We start from the raw sequence: 25,120 nt of genomic DNA on the forward strand, positions 1-25,120 counted from the left end.
GTATGAAAGAAATATGTATAAAGAGGGTCCCCCTCTTTATACAAAAACAACAGAAAATTCAGTCTATTTATTTTGAACTGGTGGTTCTGTTTCTTTCATCGTTAATTCTCGCTCTAACACTGGCACCGGATAATCAACACCGTCTTGCTTTTTCAATGTGATAGAATACAGTGTCTGCATCGCTTGGTGGTCCTTCTCTCTAAACTTCATCTTTCCTTTCGGTGTATCAAATTCCATTCCTTCCATTTTCTTAATCAAGGTATCTACATCTGTATCACCTTTTGTTTTCTTTAAGGCTTCTACAATAGAAATTGCTGCTGACATTCCTCCCGCTGTAAACAAATCTGGCACTGCACCATTAAAACGTTTTTTATGCTCTTCAACTAGCCAATCATTCACTTTATTTTTTGGAAGTGTGTGATAATATACAGAAAAACCTTGCATACCTACTAATGCATCCATTGTTTTTAATGCTGGTATATCTGGCGCACCTGTAGAAATTTTAATACCTTGCGCTTCCACATTCATATCTTTCAACTGTTTCCAAGGTGAATTTGCCCCTGCCCAAACGATAAATAAATAATCTGGTTTTGAACTAATGATATTTTGAATATTCGCTGTAAAATCTGTTGAATTTGTATCCGCGTATTGCTCATTCACAATGTTCGCACCTAATTTTTTCGCACCCGCTTTAAATGCAGCAATCCCTTCACGACCAAAAGCGTTATCTGGGGCAAATGTCGCAATCTTTACATCTTTTTTCGCAATTGCTGCTGCTCCTGCAATCGCATCTTGTGAGGAACTTCTTCCAGTTCTAAAAATATATTTATTCCAGTTCTTTCCGGTAATACTATCCGCAACTGCCGGTTCTACAACCATAATCTTTTCATATTCCCCGGCCAGTGGTAAAACCGCTAACGTATCACTTGAACTAGACGATCCAACTAAAAAATCAACTTTCTCTTCTTCTAATAACTTCGTAGCTTTTTTAACTGCTACATCCGCTTTCGTTTCTGTATCTTCTACAACAAACTTAATCTTTTTCCCATCTACTTTCCCAGTTCCACCAGTTGCATAATCTAACCCTAATTCAAATCCGTTCACTGTTTGTTTTCCATACGATTCTAGCGGTCCTGTTAAAGAAGCAAGGACTCCTACCTTAATCGTTTTTTCATCCTCTGTACTTGTTTTCTTTCCTGAACAAGCTGCCGTTATTAATAACGAACCTAAAACACAACCAGTAAACATTGTCTTTAGCCACTTACGTTTTTTCATCGACATTGTGATCCTCCCCATACTTTACTTTCTGATAGAATCAAACACGCCAAAATCCCCTGTCCGTAATCATGACTAACTAATTCGATAGATAATGGAAAACTCTTGTAGTACCCTCTACATTCGGCACAAATATATAATCACCTTCCTATGTAATGGAAACGGACATACAATCAATATATATTCTGCAATCCAATTGAAAATACTGTTTCATTTCAGTAATGACCATACAAAAAGACTAACTTATTTTTAAGTTAGTCTTTTCCCCTTAATTAGAGTTAAGTTCTACTTTCTCTAACCCTTCAGCCAATTGTTTCTTATCTAGTCCTTCTCCTATTACTACTAAGTTTGTCGGGAAACCGAAGTCTTGTTCTAATAAAGTTGGTACTCCGAACGAATATTGGAATAGGTGAGGGTATTTATCTCCATGGAATTTCACAAAACCTTTCACTCGATAAATACTATCTGGTAAATTCGAAAGCCATTCATATAATTTGTCTTGTTCAATCGGTTTCGTAAATTGATACGTCATCGTTTGTATATGTAAATGCTGTTTGACATGTAGTGTCTCATGTTCCTCATCATTTGGAAATTCTGCTTCCTCTATATCTTTTAAAGATATATTGCAATACTTTGTCTCATACATTTTCGCATGATCATTTATTGCCTCTACTTCTTCAAATACTGTGTTCTTATCTTCATCTGTTAGTAAATCTGCTTTATTAACAAGAATGTGACTACCAAATTTCAGTTGCTCATGCAATAGCTGTTGTACATTTGCACTTAATATACTTCGGTTTAACCACCTTACTGCATCTAAAACGACTACAATTGATTTTACTTCCAGAAAAGGAGCTAAAATTGGCGAGACACACGCGTCTAACACTTCAATTGGATGCGCAACACCTGTCGTTTCTATATAAATTACATCTGGTCTTTCTTGTTGGTATAACGAATGTAATTGTATTTCAAGCTCTTCTTTTAATGTACAACAAATACATCCTTTAAGAAGTTCTCTTAAAACATTCTCTTTTCCAATAATATCTGTATCTACCGAGTATTCACCAATTTCATTCATTAATACTGCAACTTTTCTATTCTTCTTTTTCTCTGCTAACAATAAATTTTGTAATAATGTTGATTTTCCACTACCTAAAAAACCACCTAATATATGAATCTCCACTTTATTCATTCAACCGACCATCCATTTCTTTACTTCAAATGTATTCAAAGCGTAATAATTACGATTTATATTTATCATTTTATTAAAAGAATGACCATTTGTAAATATAAGAGATTCACTGTTCATTTACTTCATATGCAACTCTTACTCCAGACTCAATTGCCCCTTGCATCCATCCATGTGTTAATGTCGTATGCTCTCCTGCAAAATGTACTTTTCCAGATGGTGGTGTAATATACGGAAATAACTCGAGCTCTTGGCCTGGTTCGAAAGCTGTAAATGCACCGCAAGAATACGGATTTTTACTCCAGCTAAAAGATGTTCCAGTGACAAACTCACTATAGACGATGTCACCGTATATTTCCGCTAAATTTTTTAATGCGTAACGAATACGATCTCTTTGCGGGAGACTATCCCATGTTAACGCCTCATCTGCCCACGTATAACTTGCTATTACGATAGCTGGTCCTGGAGTATGAATGCCATAACTCGGATAGTATGTAAACCGTATCGGTAAATCAGTAATAGATTTACCGCCACACTGTCCCGCTTTCTCCCAAAATCTACTTTTAAACTCTATTGCAATTTTAGTTGCAGCAATATAATTTAATTCACGAATTGCTCTTTTTTTAAAATAAGAGAATAAATAGTATGGCTGAACTTCTACAAATCTTAACGCTGAAAATGGAATTGTAATAATAGCAAAATCACTTGTTATTGTAAATTGCTCTAACGTTTGTTCATGATTTCCTTGTAACATTACTTTATTATCTTCTTGTATGATTTTATCAACCTTATACGGCATTAAAATATGTTCTCTTAATTGTGGTAAGAATGCATTCGATAACTTATCCATTCCACCAGTTACTTCATAATATTTCGTTGTTGAAGTAAAGAAAATCATTTCACGTAATACTTCAATTAAGGACATTCCCATATAAGCTTCCATATCAAGAAGTACCCCAATCATATCTATTGCACCATCTGAATAATACTCCATTAAAAATGAACCAAGTGAATACGTTTTATACTTTTTTTCAACAATAAGCCAGTTTTTATCAGGATCCTTCTTAATATAATTTAGTATTGGTTCTAATACCTCAATCATTAGCTCTTCTGCCGTTTTTCCTCTTTCTTTATCCAAAACCGGATATTCAAGTACACTTGGATCATTTTCAAACACATTCAATCTCGTTTGAATGTTATTCGTATAAATGATATCTGCAAAAGTTTTATTTATAAAAAGGTTTAAAGGTAGTTTAAATTTATGAATATACGCTAAGGTTAACTTATGGGTGTCAGGGATTCTCATCGGTCCCGCATTAAAATATAAACCCACACTAAATGGTTCCCGAATCGTATACACCCTGCCACCTATTCTGTTATTTGCTTCTATAATCGTTACTTCGTGCCCAGCCTCTTTTAATAAAGAACCTGCAACTAATCCAGAAATCCCTGCACCTGCAATCGTAATCCGTTTTGGGTTATTCTTTTTAACAAGCCCTGCATGAATAATATGAAGCATTTCTTCCATTGCTAATGGGTTCCCCATGCCATTTCCCCTTTTACAAAGGATTTTACTGAATTATATTCGGTTCACTGAATTCCTATGTTTTGTTCGCGGATTTGCACGGATACATTTTCAAATACTTGAATATCTTTTATAAAATGTAATAAACTAGATATGACTCTATAGAAGTAAGACGTATTATCTTACATAATAAAATCAATGAAATTGCGAGGAATTTTGAAATGAAAAAAGGTATTAACCGTGTTGTATTAGTAGGAACAGGAGCAGTTGGATGTAGTTATGCTTACTGCATGATTAACCAAGCCGTAGCTGAAGAATTTGTTTTAGTCGATGTAAATGAGGCAAAAGCTGAAGGGGAAGCAATGGATTTAAGTCATGCTGTTCCATTCGCACCAGCTCCAACTAGAGTATGGAAAGGCAGCTACGAAGATTGTAAAGATGCTGACCTTGTAGTTATTACAGCTGGATTACCACAAAAGCCAGGCGAAACACGTTTAGATTTAGTTGAGAAAAACGCTAAAATCTTTAAACAAATCGTTCGCAGTATTATGGATAGCGGATTTGATGGCATCTTCTTAATCGCAACAAACCCTGTAGATATTTTAACTTACGTAACTTGGAAAGAATCTGGTTTACCGAAAGAACGTGTAATCGGTTCTGGTACAACGCTTGATTCTGCTCGTTTCCGCTATATGTTAGGTGAGTACTTCGATATTGGTCCACACAACATTCACGCTTATATTATCGGAGAACACGGCGATACTGAACTTCCTGTTTGGAGTCATGTTTCCGTTGGTATCCAAAAACTACAAACACTGCTTGAAAAAGACAACACGTATAATCAAGAAGATTTAGACAAAATTTTCATAAACGTCCGTGATGCAGCTTACCATATTATTGAGCGTAAAGGCGCAACTTATTATGGTATCGGTATGTCACTTCTACGTGTTACAAAAGCAATTTTAAACGACGAAAATAGTGTATTAACTGTATCAGCTTACTTAGAAGGTCAATATGGTCAAAAAGATGTTTATATCGGGGTGCCTGCTGTTTTAAATCGCGGCGGTGTTCGTGAAATTTTAGAGGTTGAATTAAGTGAAGAAGAAGAATTAAAATTCGATCACTCTGTTCAAGTATTAAAAGAAACAATGGCTCCGGTTCTTTAATTAAGATAAAAAGCAATCCAATTTATTTTGGATTGCTTTTTTATCTTAATTATCCCCTATGACCTTTTAATGATTTTCTATCATTTCTTATTTTTTAGTCGCATCCTCATTATTTATATCAAGTACATCTAATAAAAAGATAAAGATTGGTATCCCGATAATAAGCCCCCATATTCCGAGGAAATGCTCTGAGAAGATGAGAATCATAAATGTATAAAAGATTGGTAAATTTGTTTTTGCAGACATAAACTTCGGATTTAAAAAATAACTTTCAAGAGCATGGATTACTGTTATGAACACGAGTATGTATACTACGTACATAACTCCGCCTACGTTGTAAGCAATGATACAAAGTGGAAACAAAGAAATAATCACACCAGCAACAGGAATCAACCCTAGTAAGAAAACCATAACAGCTAATACAAGTAGCTGTGGAAATCCTAAAACAATTAATGCAATGACAGTAAGAATACAATTTACAACGGCAATTAAAAACTGAGCTTCAATTACTTTTCCGAACGATCTTGCAAATCTTTCACCAAAATATGCAATTTCCTCATAAAAGATTTTTAACTTACTATCTTTAAACTTAGATGTGAATGTAATAATACGCTCTTTTTCTAATAAGAAAAATAAGCTTAAAATTAGAGATAATAATATTTGTAAACTTACCTTCCCTATATTTGCTATTGATTGATATATAACATCTACACCTTGTTCTATATATTTTGATACTTCCATCCCATTAATTGTCGAAAGTACATATTTAACGATTTCATTATCAGGTGGATTTTGAAAAAATAGTTTAAATTGATAAATTAATTGTGAAATTTGTATCGTCAGCACAGGTAAATATTTATATAACGTTGTGCCTATAAAGGAAACTAGTATTATATACAAACATGCAATAACAATTTTCCGGTTTACTTTCAATTTTCTTGAAATAAAACGTTGAAATCGATCCATTAAAAACGTCAGTATAAACGTAATTAATATTAAATTGATCATACTTTTTAATGCATATAATACAAGCGCTACTATTATTAAAACGAGAAACCGTTGAAACCCTCTACTTCGAAAAAAACTCTTTACTTCATTCATTAAGAATTAACCTCCCCCTTCAATGGATGGAAATTGAATATATTACATTTTATGAACTTCTATAGACAATCTTTCTTACTAATTGAGAAGAATCCTTTTTTTCTTTTCATATTGTTAGATTCGTTTAACTGGAATCCACCAACATATTTCGGTGGACTCCAGTTATTTTTCATATAATCTTTTTATATACTAGGTGATTTTCTATTTTTAGACTGCTGTTCATACGCATATCCCATATTGAAAAGCTCTCTTTCACCAAACTGTTTCCCTACAAACACTACACCGATTGGTTCTCCATTTTTATCATATCCAGCAGGAACCGCTAATTCCGGATAACCAGCTACAGCTGATAGAAGAACTTCATCGTTATTAATCATAACTAGAGCATCCAAACCTTTTTCTACTAAATACCTATCTAGCTCTTTTTTTGCATTTGCTTGACTCGTTTGTACTACGTTTTCGAACTCTTCTTTCGTTATAGCAGATTTTTCAGACCCCTCAATTAATGTTTGTCCGTATTTTATTCGTCTTTTACTATCCTTTTTATTAAACGCTATAATCTCTTCTAACGATTTTACCGGTATATTTTTTTGCTGCGAAAAATAGTCGTTTACATTATGCTTGAACTCATATTCTAATGTTTGCAAATTATCTACACCCTCAGCACTTAACTGGATATTATCAGCTAATATCGCACCTGCCTCTTGAAGGTCTTTTCTAATTTTTTCTGCTACTGTTTTTCTATTTTCATCTTGTTGGTCTACAGAAAAAAGAAGCCCTATCTTTTTCCCTTTTAATCCATCTATTGATAAATCCTTTGTATAATCAATTCTTTCTTTATCTTTCATTTTTTCTGTCATAACATCTTTTTCGTCATAACCTATCATTGCATTAAATAACGTTGCTGCATCTTTTACTGTTCTTGCCATAGGTCCTGCTGTATCAAGAGTTTCAGCTAATGGAATAATTCCTGTTCTACTTACCATACCTAAAGATGGACGTAACCCAACTACTGATTGCTGCGCCGCTGGTGCAACAATCGATCCCGTCGTTTCTGTTCCAATTGCAAGCGGCGCAAAATCTGCCGCAACTACTGTAGCAGATCCTGAACTTGATCCTGAAGTATCGAATGTAATCGGACCGTACGGGTTTAAATTTTGTCCTTTCTTCCCGCTATACCCGCTTGGCATTGTAAAAGATAAATAGTTCGCCCACTCAGACATATTCGCTTTTCCTAAAACAAATGCTCCTTCTTCTTTCAACTGCTTCACAATTGTTGCGTCTTGATCTGCAATCCAATCTTTTAATACATAAGTTCCTGCACTAGTCGGCATCACTTTTTCCGTCTGTACATTATCTTTTACAACGACAGGAATACCATATAAATTCGAATTTTTGTTTCTACCCCGCTCTTGATCTAACTTTCTTGCTTCTTCCATCGCATTAGGATTTATCTCTGTAATAGAATTTAATGTTATTCCATTTTGATCATGTTCTTGTATTCTAAAGAGATAAATGCTCGTTAATTCTTCATATGACAACTTTCCATCATCAATCATTTTTTGAAGCTCATCTACAGTCGCATTTACGACTTCTTTTTCTTTTATCTTTACATTTTCTATATTGATTCCTTTAAGCTGATTATGTATCGGTTGTAGCACTCTTTCTTTATCATATACAATACGCTCAGGTTCCTTTGGAAAATAATTTTTATACACGTAATATCCGCCGGCACACGCTAATAAGACAATGCCTCCAGTGATAGACAGCGTTACCTTTACCCATTTCTTCATGTTTCTTCCTCCACTCTATAAGATGCTTAGCTATACAAAAAAGAGAGTTACCTTTTACTTAACTCTCTCCAATCAAAATGCTAAATAAAAAAATGAAAGATTTCAATCTAATTACTTCTTTTTTTGCATTTGCTTTGCTAACATTTCTTTCACTTGATTATACGTTAATCCTGAATTTTTATTTAAACGCTTTACTTCCTCAACATCAGTACCTACCACTGTATATTTTTTCTCATCATTCATTTTTCTAATTCCCTTCTCACCGTATTATTTCTTATATTTCTTCCCTAAATGCGCATAAATTAACACCACTACAAAAAAGGAAGCTGTTTTTAAACACAGCTTCCTTCTCGTTACATATTGTATTTCTTAATAAAATTTCACTACATCTTCAGTAGGCAAGAACGTTCTTTCTGCTGGTTGTTCGTTTGGTTCACCAAATGGCATTTGACCTACTAAGCTCCACTCTGCCGGAATGTTCCAAGTTTCTTTCACTTCAGCATCTACGATTGGGTTGTAATGTTGTAATGACGCCCCAATTCCTTCAGCAGATAATAGCATCCACACAGTATGTTGTAACATCGCATTTCCTTGATGAGACCAGAATGGGAACTGATCTTTATATAATGGTGCATTTTCTTGCATTTTTTCTACAGTTGCTTGATCTTCAAAGAATAGAACTGTTCCTACACCTGCATGAAAACCTTTTAGTCTTTCTACAGTCGCTTCAAAGTTTTCTGCTGGTACACGGGCTCTTAGTGTTTCTTTAACGATATCCCAAAACTTTTCATGCTCTCCATCCATTAATACAACCATACGACCACTTTGCATATTGAAAGATGTTGGTGCGTGTAAAGCTGTTTTTAACACTTCTTCAATTCTTTCTTTCGTAATTGCATCGTTTTTTGTTACTTTACGAATTGAACGGCGGTTCACGATTGCTTCTTTTAAGTTTGTTGTAGTTGCTGACATTTTAATTCCTCCAAATGTTTGTTTTATAATTTATTTTGTTATTTCATAACAAGCGAATTAGCAATATCCATCGGTATTACATTGCATACCTTCAAATGAATTTGTTTTATCCTTTTCAATTTCTTTATCAATGACCCTTTCTAGTGTTTCTTTACTAGCAAGCCCTTGAATGACTTCATCTCCAATCATGACAGTTGGAACAGCCATAATATTCGCTTCATCATATGCGTGTTGAATTGCTTCTTGATGCTTTTCTTTATATTTACGAGTTACTAAAGCATCTTTAAATTCCGCCTCAGGAAGTCCTACTTCTACCGCTAATTTTGTTAACACATCAATATCTTCAATGTTTTGCTCTTCTTGGAAAAATGCTGTGAATACGCGGTGATGATACTCATTACCTAGTCCACGTTCTTTCGCAAATTGACATCCTTCGAAAGCTAAATGTGTATATGGATGTGGTGAAACACGTGGCAAGCGCATATCAATTCCTAACTTCTTCGCTGTCGGAAGAATGAAAGCATCCCATGAACCTAATTTTTCTGGTTCATTCCATGGATCTATTTTTGAATATGGACTTGGACGTAATTCAAATGGCATCCATTCAATCTCTACATCTTTCTCTTTCGCTACCTCATCTAATGGACCTTTTGCTAAAAAACAAAACGGACATATAAAATCTGAGTATACTTTCATTTTTACAGTCATAACTTTTACACCTTACCTTATCGTTGTAATCAAATTAGTTACATTAATGATAAAAAAATATAAATATTATTTAAGCATTCATTTTTTCTTGCAAAGTTTCAAACAACTGCCCCATCGTAATATTTCTCAAAACTTCTTCCATCGCGGATTGTGCTTGAATTAAAATAATTTCTAACACCGCTTGAATATTCGCCCCAATTGGACAATCTGGATTCGGTTGCTCGTGAATATGAAATAGCTTGTCTTCTTCGACTACGTTCACTGCATGATACACATCTAACAATGTGATTTGATGTAAATCCTTTAGTAATCCCGCGCCACCCGGTCCACGATTTACGTAAACAAAGCCAGCTTGTTTCAAGTACGACATGATTTTACGAATGACTACTGGATTTGTATTGACACTCTCAGCCATATAGTCTGAAGTACAAAGTGAAGATGGATTGTTTTTCAAAATAGATAAAATATGAACAGCTATGGAAAAGCGGCTACTAATTTTCATCGTAATCACCACCTCGATGTAATCATTATAGTTACAACTAAAAAATAAGTCAATCCTTTTCATAGATTTTTTATAAGTAAATTAAAAAGTGTCCCATTATGACATATGAGACACCTCTTTTTATTCTGCAAATAGCGATTGAAATTCTTCAATAAATAGCTGCACAGCGATTGAAGAATCCTTTAATGAAGGAACAGCTAAAGCAATTTCTCTCCATACTTGTGGTTCCAATTCTCTCGTTTGCACATTTTTTGGTAAATTCGTTAAAGATAATTCAGCTAATATTGCAATGCCTAATCCTTCTTGAATCATATTTAAAGCTGTAGTAACTGTCGAAATTACATACTCAGCCCGAAGTGGTACATTTGCTTGTTTAAACATATCAATAATAGGTGGTTCGTATCCGCCCTTACATAATATGATTGGTTCATTCTCTAAATCACTAATTGTAATAGAGTCCTTCTTACAGAGAGAATGATCCTCTCTTAAGATAGCAACCATTTTCCCCTTCGTTAATGGAACAATCTCCATATCTTTATTAGGCAAAATAACAATTCCTATATCAATAACCCTCGATACTAACCAATCTTCAACTTCTTTAATCGTTCCTTCACAAAGAACTACTTCTAAGTTCGGATACTTCTCCTTAAAAAGGTTTATCATTTTGGGTAAGAAATGTGCAGAAGCACTCGGAAAACTACCAATTCGAATCGTCCCAACTTCGTGTCCTTTCTCCATCGCAACTTCTTGTTCAATCTTCTCTACACCGTTCAAAATCTCTCTAATATGTACAAGAATCCTGTTTCCTACATCCGTAACGAGGAGGCCTTTTCGTTTATCACGTATAAGAATAGTAACTCCTAACTCTGACTCAATACTTGAAATCGCATGACTAACAGCTGGCTGCGTCATATTTAATACCCTGGCAGCTTTCGTAAAACTACCTAACTCAACAGTTTTTATTAATACTTGCAGTTGTGTAATGGTCATAACTAATCACTTATACTCCTCATAAAAAAGATTCATTTTATTTATTACAGTCGATATCATATCATAGTGAAATGAATAACAACAAGGAGGTCTTTCAGTGACACAGCTTTCTCGAACTAAGACGGCCATAATCCTTACCTTTCTCGTTTTCATGTGGGGAATCAATTGGCCTTTATCAAAGTTTGCCCTGCATTATACACCACCTGTTTTATTCGCAGGCGTTCGAACTTTAATTGGAGGATTTATTTTACTCCTGTTCGCATTACCGAAATACAAAGAGTTACATTTAAAAGAAACGTGGCATTTATACGTTATTTCTTCTTTACTTAACATCATTATATTTTACGGATTACAAACTGTCGGCCTTCAATATATGCCTGCTGGGTTATTTTCCGCCATTGTATTTCTACAACCAGTTTTACTCGGTATTTTCTCGTGGATATGGCTTGAAGAATCAATGTACGGCTTGAAAATTTTCGGGCTTGTTCTCGGATTTATTGGTGTAGGCGTTATTAGCTCAAGCAGTTTAACAGGACATATTTCTGTTATTGGAATCCTTCTCGCGTTAGGATGCGCTATTGGCTGGGCACTTGGCACAGTATTCATTAAGAAGACTGGTCACCGTGTTAATGCCATTTGGATGGTAACACTTCAGCTTATTATTGGTGGCCTTTGCTTAATTGGATTTGGTTCAGAGTTTGAAAGCTGGTCTAGTATCGCTTGGAGTATGCCATTTGTTAGCGTACTTCTCTTTATTTCATTCTTTGTTATTGCAATGGGGTGGCTTGCATACTTCACACTTGTTGGAGCTGGTGAAGCAAGTAAAGTTGGGGCTTATACCTTCCTCATTCCACTAATAGCTATTATTGTAAGTTCAATTTTCTTACATGAGGCTATTACCATTAGCTTATTCATCGGACTATTATTTATTGTTGTGAGTATTTGTTTTGTAAATATGAAACCGAAAACACTTGCTGTAAGGCAGCAAGTTGAAATGAAATAAACGTAAGAAAGAGCCTACTGTTTGTAGGCTCTTTCTTACGTCTTACTTTTTACGACGTACTACAAGAACACACGCACTTACCGACGATACAATCGCTAAAATAGATAAGACAATTGCTATCGTTGTCATATTACTTGTACTCTCATTTTTTTCAATACTAGACACTTCACCATGTTCTCCTGTTAATGACGTACCTTTTGCAATTGTAGTAAGTGAATGCGGTTTTTCAGCTTTTTCATCACCTGTCCATTCAACAATTTCTCCGTCTTTATATTGTTGATATGCGTCCCAAGCTATTTTTTGCTCTTTATCCGGATTTTTAGCGACGAAAGTAAATCGCTGGAACTGGCCGGTTAAAATCCCTTCTCCTGTCGCTTCCCATACTACAGTTTTAACTTTTCCGGCTGTATCTTTTTGCTCCTCAACTTTCCATCCTGGGACTGGTTCATACTGTTGGAACTCTACTCCAGACGGTATTTTCAGTGTAACTTTCGTCGTTGCTTCATTTTTTTCAACTGGTACTTTTATCGTATAAGTCTCCCAAGAACCAATATCAGAAGTTGCTGGTTTTACAGTGACGTGCGCACTAACAGGTAACGAAAAAATTCCCATTGCAATAATTGTTGCGATCATTGTTGTTCCTAATTTTTTTATACGTTTCATTTTCTATTAGCTCCTTTTCATACATAGCTTCTTTTTATCTGCCACCGACAATAAATTTAAAATCTGTATCGAAACTATCAAGAGATTTTGTTAATCCATGAACATGTATATTCCAGTTTCCTGTCATGTTAATATACATACCTTCTGCTTCATATTCTCCCGGTGAAACTACTGAAACTTTAAATGAACCTTTTCCCATGTTCATATCTAATGATTGAGTCGTCAATATCATTTGTTCCATATCAGTAATAGGCTGTCCCTTTTCATCCTTTAGTGTAATATGGAATTTATTTTGTCCTACCTTATTCGGACTTACATTTAGCTTAAGTTCATATCCATTATCTAATTGCTTACTCTCTGTAAAAGGTCCAGTAGGAGGCATCGGTGGTGTTTGTACGTTTGTCATAAAAGCTACGATGACGAAAATGATAATTCCAATGATAAACTCTACTTTCACCGTAGCTCCTAATCCTTGCTGCGCTCGCATTCTACCTTTCATATAATGAATAATTCCCAATATCCCCATGAAAATGAATAAAAGTATCTTTGTTAATAAAGCCAATCCATACTTCGTATCAAATAACGAGTGGATTGTTGGAATAAAAAATGTACTGTTAAAAAGGCCTGTTATTAAAATCACGATGACAGCACCTGTTGCCCACGGTGAAAAACGCTTAATTATATCCCAATACATATGCCACTTGTTATCCTCATTACGTAAAAGAAGAATAATAGATGATAAACCACCAGCCCATAATGAAGCTGCGAATAAATGTAGAAAATCCATAACGACAGCAATGTCTTTAAACTTTAAACCATATGCGTGACTATTAAATGCTTTCATAACAAGTAACCCTATAAATAATAGTATTGGAATACTCCATACTTTAAACGACGAAAACTTCTCATGCTTCACCGCAAAATACGTAACAATTATAAGCGTACTAATGAGAACCATTTGAGTGATCCATATATAACCAAAAACAGAAAGCTGTAATGTTTCTTTTAATAGTAAAGGGTTGAATGCTTCTAGCCACGAAACATCGGCATTTATTTTCGCTTGCAATGGTAGGTTGAATAACAAGCTAATAAATATCCCAAATAAGGAGATCCATATTATGTTCTTACTCCTTGATCGAACCGAGGTTGCATTCCCTTTATACATAATAAGATTAAAGAGGAGAACTCCTAAAAATAGCGAGAAACTCGTATATAGAATCCCACGTTCCATAATCATATCGATTTGCGGGACATACCCCATCTCTTCCACTTGTATATCGTCTGTTTCCGCTTCCGCTAATCCAATCCGAAACGGGATAACTCCTTGAATTGGATGTCCATCAGCTGAAATCACTTTCCACTGAATGGAGTAAAGACCATTTTTGAGATTGTCTTTTAATCCAGCTTCTAATAGCTTTTTATTTTTTTTATCAATATGAGCATCTTTTAAATCGACTCTTTTACCTGATGTATCTCTCACGTACAATGTATTAAAACTTGAAACTTGTATGTCTTCATCGAATTCGATTTTTACAACAGATGGTGCTTTCTTCAATGTTTCATTTTCAGTAGGGTTTGATTTCACAACGTACGCATGAGCAAATGCACTTTGCGGTATCAATATGATAAGCACACACACAAGTAATAGCCATATCCCTAATCTTCTCATTACTTTCACACTCATTTCACTTCTCTCTTCCTCATTGCTCTATTTTCATTACTTTAACTTCCAAAGTTTGATTCTCCGTAGAAATATTAACCTGGTTAAATATAAATTTCTATAAAGTATAACTCTTTATTTCTCTTCCACCTCCAAACTTTCAATATAATAGTAACTATAACGATAGATACAACTTACATTTTTAAAGTCGATTGTTATTATATCATAAAATATATTTATGTAAGTTATCAAAGAAGAAAAGTTATCGTGAATCATTTGTGAAGAAAATGTGAAATACATAAATAAAAAGGTATTACGTTATTACGTAACACCTTTTAAAAAATGTCCCTCTTCTATTTCTCTTCCGGATAATCACAATACTCGATAATCGTTCCTTCAGTATCCGCTGGGTTAAGATAAATTAATCTTCTGCCGTGTTTATTAATTCGAAGTGTATGCTCTAACGTTCGAATGCCTTGTTCTTTTAACTCTTCTAGAGCCACATCTAAATCATCGACACGATACGCAACGTGATGAACACCTTTACCTTTTTGTTTAATAAAACGGGCAATTGGAGATGTCGTATTATTCGTCGGTGCAAGTAATTCAATTCTATCTCCATCCACTTCAAGAATGGCTACTTCGCTTTCCACACCAGGAGCTTCACTTACGTAACGATCTATTAAAGTTCCTAGTAACACATTTTTGTTTTGTTTCAAGATAGTTGTACATCAGAAGGTATATAAACCCCTATTTTTCAGCTTTAATTTTAAAATAGTTAAAACAAAGTTGTTCCTTATATGCATCCATAATTAATTAATCAAGGTAATTATTAAAACAACATAGTTGTACACTACACATATATTAGAAGCAAATTCAAACTTTACGTATCTCATCATTGGAGTGTTTCATATATGTAATACACACTTGAATAGTAAGAAAACAGATATCTTTTGAAAAGATATCTTTCTGTTGTAGGCACATAGCAAATACATAAATAAAAAGGGTATTACGTTATTATGCAATACCCTTTTCAATAATAAAATCCCTTTATTTCTCTTTCGGATAATCACAATATTCAATAATCGTTCCTTCTGTATCCGCTGGGTTAAGGTAAATTAATCGTCTACCATGTTTATTCATTCGAAGTGTATGCTCTAACGTTCGAATTCCTTGTTCTTTCAATTCCTCTAAAGCTACATCTAAATCATCGACACGATATGCAACGTGATGAACACCTTTCCCTTTTTGTTTTATAAATCGGGCAATTGGTGATGTTGTATTATTCGTCGGTGCCAGTAGTTCAATTCTATCTCCATCCACTTCTATAATAGCGACTTCACTTTCCACACCTGGTGCTTCACTTACGTAACGATCTATTAATTTCCCTGATAGAACCTGTTCATAAAAACGTATCGTACTATCTATATCACGAACTGCGATTCCGATATGATCAATTGCTTTTTTCATTTTATTTCCCCTAATACTTTATTTTTGCTCATTATTAATAGTAACAAAAAAAGTTATAGAAACAAGTGCTTTGTTTCAAGATAATTATATATCATAAGGTACATAACCCCCTATTTTTCAGTTTCAATTTACAGATAGTTACAACGAGTTTATCCCTTAACTGCCTTCATAATTAATCAAGACATTTATTAAAACAACATAGTTGTACACTATACATATATTAAAAATTATACTTCTCTCTTAGTCCAATAAATTCTTTCTGCATTTCAGGGTTTTTAAACTCGAAACATTTAACGGATCCGTAACTTCGTATGTTATTTTTATTAATTTTTTCTCCTTTATTAATCAATATAGGGATAATATATTTAATTTTTCGCAACTGATAACCTTCTCTATCTTCCGTATGCATCTGTAAATACTGTACAGTTTTAGGTGTTTTCTTTTCATACCCTGTAAATCCCTTAATACCTAACTCTTTTGCTACTCGATTTTTAGTAACATGTATTGGAGGCTCAATCTGGTATAATTTATCTAAAATGCCTCTTGATTTATATAAATATTCTTGATCTTTTTTTGGCCAATTCACTTCTCTATAACTTCTAGAATTGTTATCACGCCTATATTTAACATTCGGCTTATTTTCCATTATCCATTTTTTATCATTTCTATATAACCAGGCGATTAAATTCGTATTAATTCTTTTTAGGTGAGTGATTAAAAAATCAGGATGTTTTTCTTTTAACTCTAAATATTTCCTTCGATTTTGATGTTTTAATTCTTCTTGTCTATCCTCTAGATACAATTTATCTTTTAACTGATAGTATACTGTAGTATTGGATGTATCTAATATGCTCGCTATATGAGCTAATGATAGTTTCTCCACATATCTTAGCTCATACAGCTTATCCTTCCAAATATTTCCGTATTTTTCAATTTTCCAATACATTTTTTCATCGGAAATATGATCCGGCACCAATTTAGAATAACTAAATCCACAATTACATTCGAAAATTCCTTTTATTTTATCTTTAAATTTTTTTATTTCGACTGTCTTTATAATTCGAGTATTATAATGTTCTGCTGCTTTGTTTAAACAAATATATGGTCCTTCTCCAAAAGGATTAATTTTCCCCTCATTATTTTCAGTTAAACCTTTTACAGATTTACCTAAAAAAATAATAAGTAATATATGTCGGATAGGATGAAAAGAAGTATAATGAGTTCTAATTATCTTGATAAGCCAACAGTTCTCATTATCTCTGATTGTTGAATTCATAAGAATTAATAATTCTTCTCCATAAAACTCTAAAAAATCTTTAAGTAACTTTTTTCTATCAAGTAAATCATTTTTATTTATGTATCCTTTTTGGGTTAAGATTGTCCGATATATTTGATTCACATCTTCGAAATTATAATTATTATTAGCTAGAAGAATGCTTTCTTTAGTTATATATTTAAGATACATTTTAGTTCTATCAGAATAAGATACTTCCTTTCTTACTATTGGACAGTTTTCAATAGTAGGTGGCTCTAAATATTGAGTATTGCTATATTTATATACCACAGTACTATCTAACAAGTATGTTTCATGTCTCTCACAACTAAATACACTAGGTATCTGATGTTGTAACCTCCAGTACGTTTCTCCAAACTTTTCATAATCGTCAGCTACACAACACGGACAATACTTAAAGTACTGATTTTGTATTGTTGTATATACTCTTGTTCCAATAAGACTTATTACATTAACATTCCCACCATTGCACATAACATCCCATACTTTTTCTTTTATCTCTTTTCCAAAAAAATTTGTATAGTAGAAATACAAAGTATTTCTTTTTATTAAAGAATCTACAGGTGGATATGCAAATATATTTAATCGTTTCATTATGTTATTTAAAGAAGTAGGTAAATCTGTACTAATTGTCCATGATTTACCTGGAATCAAATCTTTTCTTCTTATACTCAACTTTCTACTTGGACTGCCTATATGGTTATAATAACGTGCAAAAACACTATAAATAAGCTCATCTTCATATAAACTTGGAAAATACGGTAACAAATAAACGCCTCCCTATGACTATAAAAAAACTCCCCATAGCATTATTTATAAACCTGTATAATAAATAAGAATACCAATATTATCTCTCTTCCATTTAAGAAATTTATTTTAGAGGTTTTTTTATATAACCATTTTCAAATAATGTCTCATAAGCTGACTGTTTTTTCTTTTTCCCCTTATTAATAAGTGCTTGTAAAACATTTTCATTAAACAATTCATTTTTACTTTTCTCTTTTTTTGTTTCATTGTTACTAATTTGTTGAAGCGCTTCCTTCATTAACTGTGCAATCGTAAGGTTAGGAAATTTATTTATTACGCTCTTAGCTAATTTTTCAGCATTTATTTCATTTACTTCTAAGTTCATCAGAGCTAAAATCAATTTTTCTAATTTATTTAACTCTTTACTTTGACGCTCTTTGGATATTCTTTCCTTTTTCTCTTGAATTCTGGCTTTCATATCAAGTAATGAATGTTGATTTGACATATACTCTTGTAAATCTAAAACTATAATATCTTCATATTTTGCAATTTCCGATTCTATTCCAGATTTAAGTGCATTCAACATTGGTTGAACAAGCTTTAAATCTTCTTTAACTACTTGTTTAATTAAGCCTAATGAAATTTTTTCTATGCCTGTTTCAATAGCCCGCCCCTGTGCTAATATAAATATTTTTATTGCTATATCTATAATCCCCTGACTTTCTTCATATATTAAATTAATAAAATCTTGATTAAGTTCGATATATTCTTTTGTCCACTGATAATCCCATACACTTGAAATCAAAACCTCCCAATCTTCAGAATTATCAATTTGCTGCCAAACCATATCTCCTTGGCCACTTCCACGACGCGCCTGTCTAAAATCCTTCTGTAGAAGTGCCCTTGCTCTCATTGTCCCGATCATCATAACAGGTATTCCAATTTCATTAATAAGTGTCACGAAAAAGTTCATCATCTTCTCAGATGCATCACCTTTTGTAGATAAAAGATGTTGTATTTCATCAATGATTAAAACGCCTAGACAATGTAATCTTGCAATTTGTCCCATTCTTGTTACCATTGAACTTACTGAATTAGGGGATCTACCATATCTCTTGAAATAATCTGTCCCTATCAATGAATCTATCTTTTCAAAAAAGTTTTGACATAATGATTTTAAAGACCCGTCATGCGGACAATTCAGCTTTAACCATACAATTTGAATTGTGTTAATTGGATACTGATGAATAATTAATTGTGGATATAAAGATAAAATTCTCTCTATAGCGGTAGATTTCCCAACACCTGGGAACCCCATTAATGTAAAACTAGATGCAGTTGACCTTATGTCTGGTGATAAACCTATTTCTTCTTTTTTAACCAATTTTTGATGTAGCTCATTTAATACTTGAATATGTTGCTTTTGTAAAGGATTACGATTTACATAACCATAACGTAAAAAACGAGAAAACCTTCTTTCTAAATCTAGGGTTTGACCAATTGGTTGAAAGAAACGAGTTAATCGTAATAATGCATGATACCTATGATGTGCAGATAAGTTTTTTTCTTTTTCTTGATAATCTGAAAAAAAGCTGAGCTGATCAAAAGCCTCTTCAGACGATAGTATACTTGGTAAAGCCTCTATTAAAGGATTACCTTTATATTCAATTAATTCTTGTTCTTTATAGCTAGCAATTAAAGCCTCTATGCCATTATCCAATTGAATTATGTTTGAATTTTCACTCATTTATTTCTCCCTCTTTTGTTATTAAATAAATCTTTTACCGAATGACGCTTAAAATCATTTTTTTGTTCTATAGAAATTACATCCTCCTTACCTTTATTTTCAATGTTATCCAAATTAAATACTTCTTCTTTCCTTCTCATTTCTTTCTCAAATTTAGTATGTTCTTTTATTTTTTCTCTTTTTCTAGTTTTACTAACATTATCTACTTGTTTTTCATTGGTTTCTTTAATCGCATCTTTCACAATGGCCTCTATACTATCAATAAAATTAATTTCACTTTGTAATAAATTATGCTCTCTATCTTTAAAATTTCTGCTTTCTAACTGATGTAACTGTTTAATTTCTTCCAACACTTTATCTTTGTACCTTTCTTGATGCTCTAACAAATAACAACTCTCAAATATCCTCTCATCCTTGGTATGAATATAAATATAATTCATATTACGAGGATCATAAGAAATATCTACCTTCCAACTTTTTTTGCTTCTAGCAGTAGTAAACCATGAATCTTGTATTGCAGTTTCACAACAATATAACAGCTTTTGAAACCTAATCCCTTTTGGGGTTACTGTAGCAGTTCCTCTAGGCATTAAATAAAATTTCATAATATCAGGATGTACTGTCCGTAGCTTTCCAGCGCGGTTAATCACTCCCCATTTCCATAACTCAGTTGGCGTTGGCGTTACATTATCCTCTATCATATCTGAATCTCGTATATATTCTTTCATGTAAAAATTTTTATTGTAATGTAGAATAAAGTTAATAATTATTTTTGTATATTGTTCTATATCTAATTTTGCTTGTAAACGTGGATCTTTAGCTCCTCTTTTCCCCCAATCTTTGGATACGTAGCCTGGTAGAAAAGGTCTTATTTTTTCTTGGGATGTATCAAATAATTTTTCAACAATCCCTTTCCAATCAGGGCGATAAGCAGGATTGTTTTCAACAGTAACATTAAGACCCTGAATTAAATGATTTACATTAAACCCTTCTAATTCTCCTCTATCCCCTAAAATAACTTCTGGTAAATGAGCTGCTGGCCAACACTCTTCTGTAATGTGCATTCCATATTTTTCACAAAATTCTACTTTATTTGTAGTTGCATTTAAAAGTGCCATCATCATACCCATCCAAGATGGAGATTCTAATCCAACATAAAATCCTACTATTAAGTGGGTATATACATCAACAACATAATAAACAGTTGGTCTTTCTAAAATCCACTGCGAATTATAGCGAGAAATGATGTATACATTTGCTTTTGTGGCATCGATTTGGTATCTAGAACCTGGTCCAAATACTTCAAAAGTGGAAGAACCTAAAATAGCCCTGTGATCTCTTTCAAATTTTTTCTTTCCATGTTTTGAGGAAATAATTTCTTCAGTCCCATACCTTTTATTAAACCAATACCTAAATTGACGGAGCGTAGGAATACTATTTTCATCTTCAATTACAATATACTTAATATTTTCTTTATAACGAACATCTGCTTGAAAGTATTGTCTTATCATCATCTTATAAGTATAAGTTAAGGTATTGTTTGGATCTGTAAAATAATACTTTTTAACAGCTTTTTCAAACACACTTTTTATTTCGGCAGTCACATTAATTCCCGTACTATTATTTATTCTACGCCTACCGGTCTTATTATCTCCCCAGTTTTTTGATTTCCCTTTATTCCCACAATTTTTATAATCAGGAAGCAATCCATTTTTCACTTTTCCACGTTGCCAATATCTTTTTAAATACTTATAAATGGTTTTATTAGAAATTTCCTCTTTCTTTAATAACTCTCGAATTAACTTTCCCCTTTCTCTTGGTTTATAGATTTCCGGCTCTTGTATAACTAAGTCCCGAATCAAATCCCATGCTCTATCGCGAATCAAAATATCTTTTTTATTCAACTCACCAAAATTTGTAACCGAATGGTAGTACGGTTCCTTAACTTCTGCATATTTCCCACTAGATAAACCTTCATAAATAGTTTTTATTGTCTCCGCAAAAGGCAATGCTTTTTCGTCATAAATATCAATTAAATATACAATTACACTACCCTCATCAATCCACAACACCCTGTACACCTTCGAATTATCCATATCTTTAATTTGCTCATTAACAGATAGTATAATCACAATTTTTATACTCTCCCTTTTGAAAAGATATGTCTTTAATAGTTAAATTTTTTAAATTTATTTTCTTTGTAGACATATCTACAGTAATATATTTTCTTGATACTAAATGCTTAAAATAATTTATAGCTTCCCCGCTTTCCAAATTATACTGATTGTCAAATTGCTTAAAAAGTTCAATGAGAGTACTATTATTTCTTGATGCACACAATAAATAGTTATAAAAAATGACAATAAAATCTATATCTGTAATATCATCTAAATAATAAAATTTATATAGCCATGAAATATTGTTAGCCATTACTACAGGGATATCTTTCTCTGTCACAATGCCCCAATCTATTCCATTCCTCTCCCAATACGCTCTCTCAATTTCAAACTTTTCTATAATCCTCTTATCTTCTAACTGCTCACTTGGCTTTACTGTTCTAGCAATAGTCTTAATTTCTTTTCCTTCACGGATCGTGATTAAAAAATCTGTAGTCATCACGATTAACGTGTCAGTTTCCCTACAAATAGGATGATTAATACCTTTTTCACCAGCAATCTTATATGTAAGTTCACGATTTAAGGGAAATTGTTCTCGGATATCAATGATATCGTCCATCCATTCCAAAATAAAAAAATAATCTCTTTCTAAATTAGAAAGAAATTCATGCCTTCTATTTGTTTTCCACCCCAAAGAACGGGTATTATTCCCATGAGATGGAACATTTTGTATCGTAAGCCACGGCTTATAGTTACTTACTTCACCACTCCCTCTTCCTTCCTTAATATATTTTTCTATCTTTTTTTCTGTCCACTCATTTTTACGCTTCGCCATGTATCTCTCTCCTTTACAATTTATTATTCAATCTCATTATTAGACAATTTTATGTATATAATAGTATATATTTTTTCATTTCTAGTAGATTCCTCTTTATTTTCACCACAAAATATCCAATATCCCTTTTATTTCTGATTTTCCTACAATAATTAAACTTATATTACGACTTTTTTCTGTATGTTACTGCTTAAATCTTGATTTGATTCTAATAATAACTTCATAAACAATAATCATACTTTTTCAAAACTACTTTAAATATACATGTTTTTAATGTTTAAAACATCTAAAAAAAGGATATTAATACTTATAAGTTTTATTTTAGGAGGTTACTTAAATGTCAATAATTTGTGCTAATGTGAAAATTTTAGGAACTAGACCACTTTTATTCAACAGGTTTACCGAAGATGCAATCCCTATTACAAAACAAGAAAAATGTGGAGTTCCGGGAAACAATCCTGAAGAATGGAAAAAAACCTTTCAAGCTACGCAACAAGGCCAACTATACTTGGATCCCATTTATATTTTCTCTTGTTTACGTGCAGGGGGGAAATTTATATCTAAAGGAAGAGGAACTTTAGAACCAGAGGTGGCATCAACCCTCCAAGTACTAGATAATAAGATCTTTATTAATAGATTTCTTCCCCCCATTAATAAACTTACAAGGGATGATAAAAGCGATGTATATATTGATGTACGCCCCGTTTCACGAAGAGGTGTAAAAAATATACGTTATCGCTTAGCTATTTCATCCGGCTGGGAAACAGAGTTCAGTATAATATGGGAGGGAACCTTAATTAGCCGTGAACAAATGAGAGCAATTTGCCAAGATGCTGGTGCGTACGCCGGATTAGGAGATGCAAGAAAGGTTGGATTTGGTCGATTCCATGTCACTGATTTTAACATCATCCAGCAAAAAGCACATGCCTAAGAAAAGAACCCCTTATGAAACTTGGAGGATAAACATAAGACCTATTGTATGGAACAGAGATAATAAGAAATGTATACGGTGTAAAAAGACAGTTCTATTAAACGAGTGTCATATAGATCATATCATCAGTGGGATACGTGGAGACAATAGACTTCAAAATTTACGTACCCTTTGTAGAAGATGTCATGTTCTACGTGCAGATCACTTTCATCGTGGTATGATTGCAAAAGCTTTAAAAGATGGAGTTATAACAGCAGATTGGCGTCAATATGTTTGGGAAGAAGAATCACTATTGAAAAAATAGAACAATTTTTTATATTTCTTAATGAAATAATAACAATATAGACATTCAAATATAATTAAATTGATGCATTTTATAAAGCAAGACTAGATGTATGGTACGATTTGATGCGGATTTAAACTAAATTAATATTTAATAACAAACAAATAATTAATTGATACTCTGTTGTTTATAAATCAATTATTTAGATACAATTACTGCAAATTTCACATTACACAAGCATTCTCCAAAAATCATGATTGTGTCGAAACAGTTTAAGCTGTTCAATAGGAGATGACCTCCCTATTGCTGAAGAGATAGGTCATTTAATCAGGTTGGGCTTGGCATGGTATCCCCCGGCTGGGTTCGGTTCGGTGTTGTTTGGTATGGTATGGCTTGATATGGTAATTTAATAATTACATAAACCATTCTTTATTATAAATCACTCATCAAAAATAATCAGATTCTCTACTAACTAAACATAATGGAATATAATACAGTTTATTTTATATTTTCATCCCTCGGATAAACTAAATGATCCAACTTAAAAATAGTACTTATAAGTTCTATATAACGTTTTTTAATTACTATAGTATTCTTACATTCATTTGTACACTTCTCTAATCTGATAGAGAGGTGATACACTTGTCTGATTTCTTAAAATTAGTTGGGGAAAACATCCGCTTTTTACGAAAAAAAAGAGGATTGACACAAGAAGAATTGGCTGAACAAATCAATCTGCAACAAGCTTATATCGGTGGAGTTGAACGTGGAGAAAGGAACATTTCCATGCTTACTCTGCAAAAAATTGCTATTGGTCTAGAGGTTTCACCTGATAAAGTGTTAAATTTTGGTAATATCAATTTAATCGATAACCCTCGAAGAGAGGAATCTCTTAGTATCATTACTTCTCTACTACATCAAAAAGATGCAGATGAATTGCAATTTATCCTAAAGTTTCTTCATAATTTCTCTGAGTTCGTAGAAAATAAGAACATCAAGTAATAAGTACAACATATTTTTGAATACATACTATAAATATTCACTTACAATAAATGTCTCAAATTGTCTAAAGATCACTAAAAGAATTTTCTCACCCTATAGTAACTTTAATACCATTAAATGAAAAACGTTGACCTTTCCAACTTGTTT

23 protein-coding genes are annotated in these 25,120 nt (G+C 33.0%); 5 read left to right on the forward strand and 18 right to left on the reverse strand.

Going from position 1 to position 25,120, the window contains the following annotated elements:
* Positions 1-63: 63 nt before the first annotated feature.
* The 3 genes from ACO6VI_RS24675 to ACO6VI_RS24685 all read right to left on the reverse strand — a co-directional run bounded on the left by ACO6VI_RS24675 (position 64) and on the right by ACO6VI_RS24685 (position 4,010).
* Positions 64-1,281, reverse strand: coding sequence for a substrate-binding domain-containing protein (locus tag ACO6VI_RS24675; protein WP_000062000.1), 1,218 nt, complete (start codon positions 1,279-1,281; stop codon positions 64-66).
* A 262-nt stretch (positions 1,282-1,543) separates the two neighbouring features.
* Entirely contained in the window at positions 1,544-2,467 is a 924-nt protein-coding gene (locus tag ACO6VI_RS24680; protein WP_001044937.1) for a CobW family GTP-binding protein, read from the reverse strand.
* A 106-nt stretch (positions 2,468-2,573) separates the two neighbouring features.
* The gene (locus tag ACO6VI_RS24685) at positions 2,574-4,010 is read right to left on the reverse strand and encodes a flavin monoamine oxidase family protein (protein ID WP_000528004.1); all 1,437 of its coding nucleotides are present in this window, start codon (positions 4,008-4,010) and stop codon (positions 2,574-2,576) included.
* Positions 4,011-4,210: 200 nt separating this feature from the next.
* Between ACO6VI_RS24685 and ACO6VI_RS24690 the strand changes: the two genes are divergently transcribed.
* Positions 4,211-5,155, forward strand: a complete 945-nt coding sequence (locus tag ACO6VI_RS24690) for an L-lactate dehydrogenase (RefSeq protein WP_000715322.1) — start codon at positions 4,211-4,213, stop codon at positions 5,153-5,155.
* Between the two features lie 87 nt (positions 5,156-5,242).
* Here ACO6VI_RS24690 and ACO6VI_RS24695 read toward each other — a convergent pair whose 3' ends face one another.
* From ACO6VI_RS24695 to ACO6VI_RS24725, 7 genes are all read right to left on the reverse strand, one after another.
* Entirely contained in the window at positions 5,243-6,256 is a 1,014-nt protein-coding gene (locus tag ACO6VI_RS24695) for an AI-2E family transporter (protein WP_001006602.1), read from the reverse strand.
* 182 nt (positions 6,257-6,438) lie between these two features.
* Positions 6,439-8,049: an amidase family protein gene (locus tag ACO6VI_RS24700; protein WP_088020854.1), complete on the reverse strand. Its 1,611-nt coding sequence runs from the start codon at positions 8,047-8,049 to the stop codon at positions 6,439-6,441.
* Between the two features lie 111 nt (positions 8,050-8,160).
* Positions 8,161-8,292 (reverse strand): hypothetical protein, encoded by a 132-nt coding sequence (locus ACO6VI_RS24705; RefSeq protein ID WP_000997344.1) that lies wholly within the window; start codon positions 8,290-8,292, stop codon positions 8,161-8,163.
* 126 nt (positions 8,293-8,418) lie between these two features.
* Positions 8,419-9,021, reverse strand: coding sequence for a nitroreductase family protein (locus tag ACO6VI_RS24710; protein ID WP_001277021.1), 603 nt, complete (start codon positions 9,019-9,021; stop codon positions 8,419-8,421).
* 57 nt (positions 9,022-9,078) lie between these two features.
* Positions 9,079-9,729: a DsbA family oxidoreductase gene (locus ACO6VI_RS24715; RefSeq protein ID WP_000216673.1), complete on the reverse strand. Its 651-nt coding sequence runs from the start codon at positions 9,727-9,729 to the stop codon at positions 9,079-9,081.
* Positions 9,730-9,799: 70 nt separating this feature from the next.
* Positions 9,800-10,231, reverse strand: coding sequence for an Rrf2 family transcriptional regulator (locus tag ACO6VI_RS24720; RefSeq protein WP_065483208.1), 432 nt, complete (start codon positions 10,229-10,231; stop codon positions 9,800-9,802).
* Positions 10,232-10,351: 120 nt separating this feature from the next.
* Positions 10,352-11,221, reverse strand: a complete 870-nt coding sequence (locus tag ACO6VI_RS24725; protein ID WP_000156774.1) for a LysR family transcriptional regulator — start codon at positions 11,219-11,221, stop codon at positions 10,352-10,354.
* Between the two features lie 97 nt (positions 11,222-11,318).
* Between ACO6VI_RS24725 and ACO6VI_RS24730 the strand changes: the two genes are divergently transcribed.
* Positions 11,319-12,224 carry a DMT family transporter gene (locus ACO6VI_RS24730; RefSeq protein ID WP_023521703.1) on the forward strand — a complete coding sequence of 302 codons (906 nt, stop codon included), beginning with the start codon at positions 11,319-11,321 and terminating at the stop codon, positions 12,222-12,224.
* Positions 12,225-12,266: 42 nt separating this feature from the next.
* On the opposite strand, the gene ACO6VI_RS24735 is transcribed toward ACO6VI_RS24730, so the two are convergent.
* The 8 genes from ACO6VI_RS24735 to ACO6VI_RS24770 all read right to left on the reverse strand — a co-directional run bounded on the left by ACO6VI_RS24735 (position 12,267) and on the right by ACO6VI_RS24770 (position 22,757).
* Positions 12,267-12,887, reverse strand: coding sequence for a YcnI family protein (locus tag ACO6VI_RS24735; RefSeq protein ID WP_000821382.1), 621 nt, complete (start codon positions 12,885-12,887; stop codon positions 12,267-12,269).
* Between the two features lie 34 nt (positions 12,888-12,921).
* A complete protein-coding gene (locus tag ACO6VI_RS24740; protein ID WP_422424317.1) occupies positions 12,922-14,571 on the reverse strand; it encodes a copper resistance CopC/CopD family protein in 1,650 nt (549 codons plus the stop codon).
* Positions 14,572-14,900: 329 nt separating this feature from the next.
* Positions 14,901-15,266, reverse strand: coding sequence for a VOC family protein (locus ACO6VI_RS24745; protein ID WP_340137476.1), 366 nt, complete (start codon positions 15,264-15,266; stop codon positions 14,901-14,903).
* 331 nt (positions 15,267-15,597) lie between these two features.
* Positions 15,598-16,017, reverse strand: coding sequence for a VOC family protein (locus tag ACO6VI_RS24750; RefSeq protein WP_098393586.1), 420 nt, complete (start codon positions 16,015-16,017; stop codon positions 15,598-15,600).
* A gap of 220 nt (positions 16,018-16,237) precedes the next feature.
* Positions 16,238-18,079, reverse strand: a complete 1,842-nt coding sequence (locus ACO6VI_RS24755) for a TnsD family Tn7-like transposition protein (protein ID WP_422424319.1) — start codon at positions 18,077-18,079, stop codon at positions 16,238-16,240.
* A 103-nt stretch (positions 18,080-18,182) separates the two neighbouring features.
* A complete protein-coding gene (locus ACO6VI_RS24760) occupies positions 18,183-19,805 on the reverse strand; it encodes an ATP-binding protein (protein WP_065223505.1) in 1,623 nt (540 codons plus the stop codon).
* Positions 19,802-21,937 carry a Mu transposase C-terminal domain-containing protein gene (locus tag ACO6VI_RS24765; RefSeq protein ID WP_065223504.1) on the reverse strand — a complete coding sequence of 712 codons (2,136 nt, stop codon included), beginning with the start codon at positions 21,935-21,937 and terminating at the stop codon, positions 19,802-19,804. Before ACO6VI_RS24765 ends, ACO6VI_RS24760 begins: the two co-directional genes overlap by 4 nt.
* Positions 21,918-22,757, reverse strand: coding sequence for a heteromeric transposase endonuclease subunit TnsA (locus ACO6VI_RS24770; protein WP_065223503.1), 840 nt, complete (start codon positions 22,755-22,757; stop codon positions 21,918-21,920). The genes ACO6VI_RS24765 and ACO6VI_RS24770 overlap by 20 nt, the downstream gene beginning before the upstream one ends.
* 337 nt (positions 22,758-23,094) lie before the next feature.
* Between ACO6VI_RS24770 and ACO6VI_RS24775 the strand changes: the two genes are divergently transcribed.
* The 3 genes from ACO6VI_RS24775 (at position 23,095) to ACO6VI_RS24785 (ending at position 24,973) form a co-directional block, all read left to right on the forward strand.
* Positions 23,095-23,688: a hypothetical protein gene (locus ACO6VI_RS24775; protein WP_065223502.1), complete on the forward strand. Its 594-nt coding sequence runs from the start codon at positions 23,095-23,097 to the stop codon at positions 23,686-23,688.
* Positions 23,681-23,992 (forward strand): HNH endonuclease, encoded by a 312-nt coding sequence (locus tag ACO6VI_RS24780; protein ID WP_065223749.1) that lies wholly within the window; start codon positions 23,681-23,683, stop codon positions 23,990-23,992. The genes ACO6VI_RS24775 and ACO6VI_RS24780 overlap by 8 nt, the downstream gene beginning before the upstream one ends.
* A gap of 621 nt (positions 23,993-24,613) precedes the next feature.
* On the forward strand, positions 24,614-24,973 hold the full coding sequence (locus ACO6VI_RS24785; RefSeq protein WP_065223501.1) for a helix-turn-helix domain-containing protein: 360 nt from the start codon (positions 24,614-24,616) through the stop codon (positions 24,971-24,973).
* Positions 24,974-25,120: the final 147 nt, after the last annotated feature.

Source organism: Bacillus sp. PSXD-155 (genome assembly GCF_049310765.1).
In the GTDB taxonomy this organism is placed as follows: Bacteria; Bacillota; Bacilli; order Bacillales; family Bacillaceae_G; genus Bacillus_A; species Bacillus_A cereus.

Excerpts from the sequence above, each read along its gene's own strand:
- ACO6VI_RS24675 (WP_000062000.1), bottom strand. The coding sequence starts at position 1,281 with ATGTCGATGAAAAAACGTAAGTGGCTAAAGACAATGTTTACTGGTTGT.
- ACO6VI_RS24680 (WP_001044937.1), bottom strand. The coding sequence starts at position 2,467 with ATGAATAAAGTGGAGATTCATATATTAGGTGGTTTTTTAGGTAGTGGA.
- ACO6VI_RS24685 (WP_000528004.1), bottom strand. The coding sequence starts at position 4,010 with ATGGGGAACCCATTAGCAATGGAAGAAATGCTTCATATTATTCATGCA.
- ACO6VI_RS24690 (WP_000715322.1), top strand. The coding sequence starts at position 4,211 with ATGAAAAAAGGTATTAACCGTGTTGTATTAGTAGGAACAGGAGCAGTT.
- ACO6VI_RS24695 (WP_001006602.1), bottom strand. The coding sequence starts at position 6,256 with ATGAATGAAGTAAAGAGTTTTTTTCGAAGTAGAGGGTTTCAACGGTTT.
- ACO6VI_RS24700 (WP_088020854.1), bottom strand. The coding sequence starts at position 8,049 with ATGAAGAAATGGGTAAAGGTAACGCTGTCTATCACTGGAGGCATTGTC.
- ACO6VI_RS24705 (WP_000997344.1), bottom strand. The coding sequence starts at position 8,292 with ATGAATGATGAGAAAAAATATACAGTGGTAGGTACTGATGTTGAGGAA.
- ACO6VI_RS24710 (WP_001277021.1), bottom strand. The coding sequence starts at position 9,021 with ATGTCAGCAACTACAACAAACTTAAAAGAAGCAATCGTGAACCGCCGT.
- ACO6VI_RS24715 (WP_000216673.1), bottom strand. The coding sequence starts at position 9,729 with ATGACTGTAAAAATGAAAGTATACTCAGATTTTATATGTCCGTTTTGT.
- ACO6VI_RS24720 (WP_065483208.1), bottom strand. The coding sequence starts at position 10,231 with ATGAAAATTAGTAGCCGCTTTTCCATAGCTGTTCATATTTTATCTATT.
- ACO6VI_RS24725 (WP_000156774.1), bottom strand. The coding sequence starts at position 11,221 with ATGACCATTACACAACTGCAAGTATTAATAAAAACTGTTGAGTTAGGT.
- ACO6VI_RS24735 (WP_000821382.1), bottom strand. The coding sequence starts at position 12,887 with ATGAAACGTATAAAAAAATTAGGAACAACAATGATCGCAACAATTATT.
- ACO6VI_RS24740 (WP_422424317.1), bottom strand. The coding sequence starts at position 14,571 with ATGAGTGTGAAAGTAATGAGAAGATTAGGGATATGGCTATTACTTGTG.
- ACO6VI_RS24750 (WP_098393586.1), bottom strand. The coding sequence starts at position 16,017 with ATGAAAAAAGCAATTGATCATATCGGAATCGCAGTTCGTGATATAGAT.
- ACO6VI_RS24760 (WP_065223505.1), bottom strand. The coding sequence starts at position 19,805 with ATGAGTGAAAATTCAAACATAATTCAATTGGATAATGGCATAGAGGCT.
- ACO6VI_RS24770 (WP_065223503.1), bottom strand. The coding sequence starts at position 22,757 with ATGGCGAAGCGTAAAAATGAGTGGACAGAAAAAAAGATAGAAAAATAT.
- ACO6VI_RS24775 (WP_065223502.1), top strand. The coding sequence starts at position 23,095 with ATGTCAATAATTTGTGCTAATGTGAAAATTTTAGGAACTAGACCACTT.
- ACO6VI_RS24780 (WP_065223749.1), top strand. The coding sequence starts at position 23,681 with ATGCCTAAGAAAAGAACCCCTTATGAAACTTGGAGGATAAACATAAGA.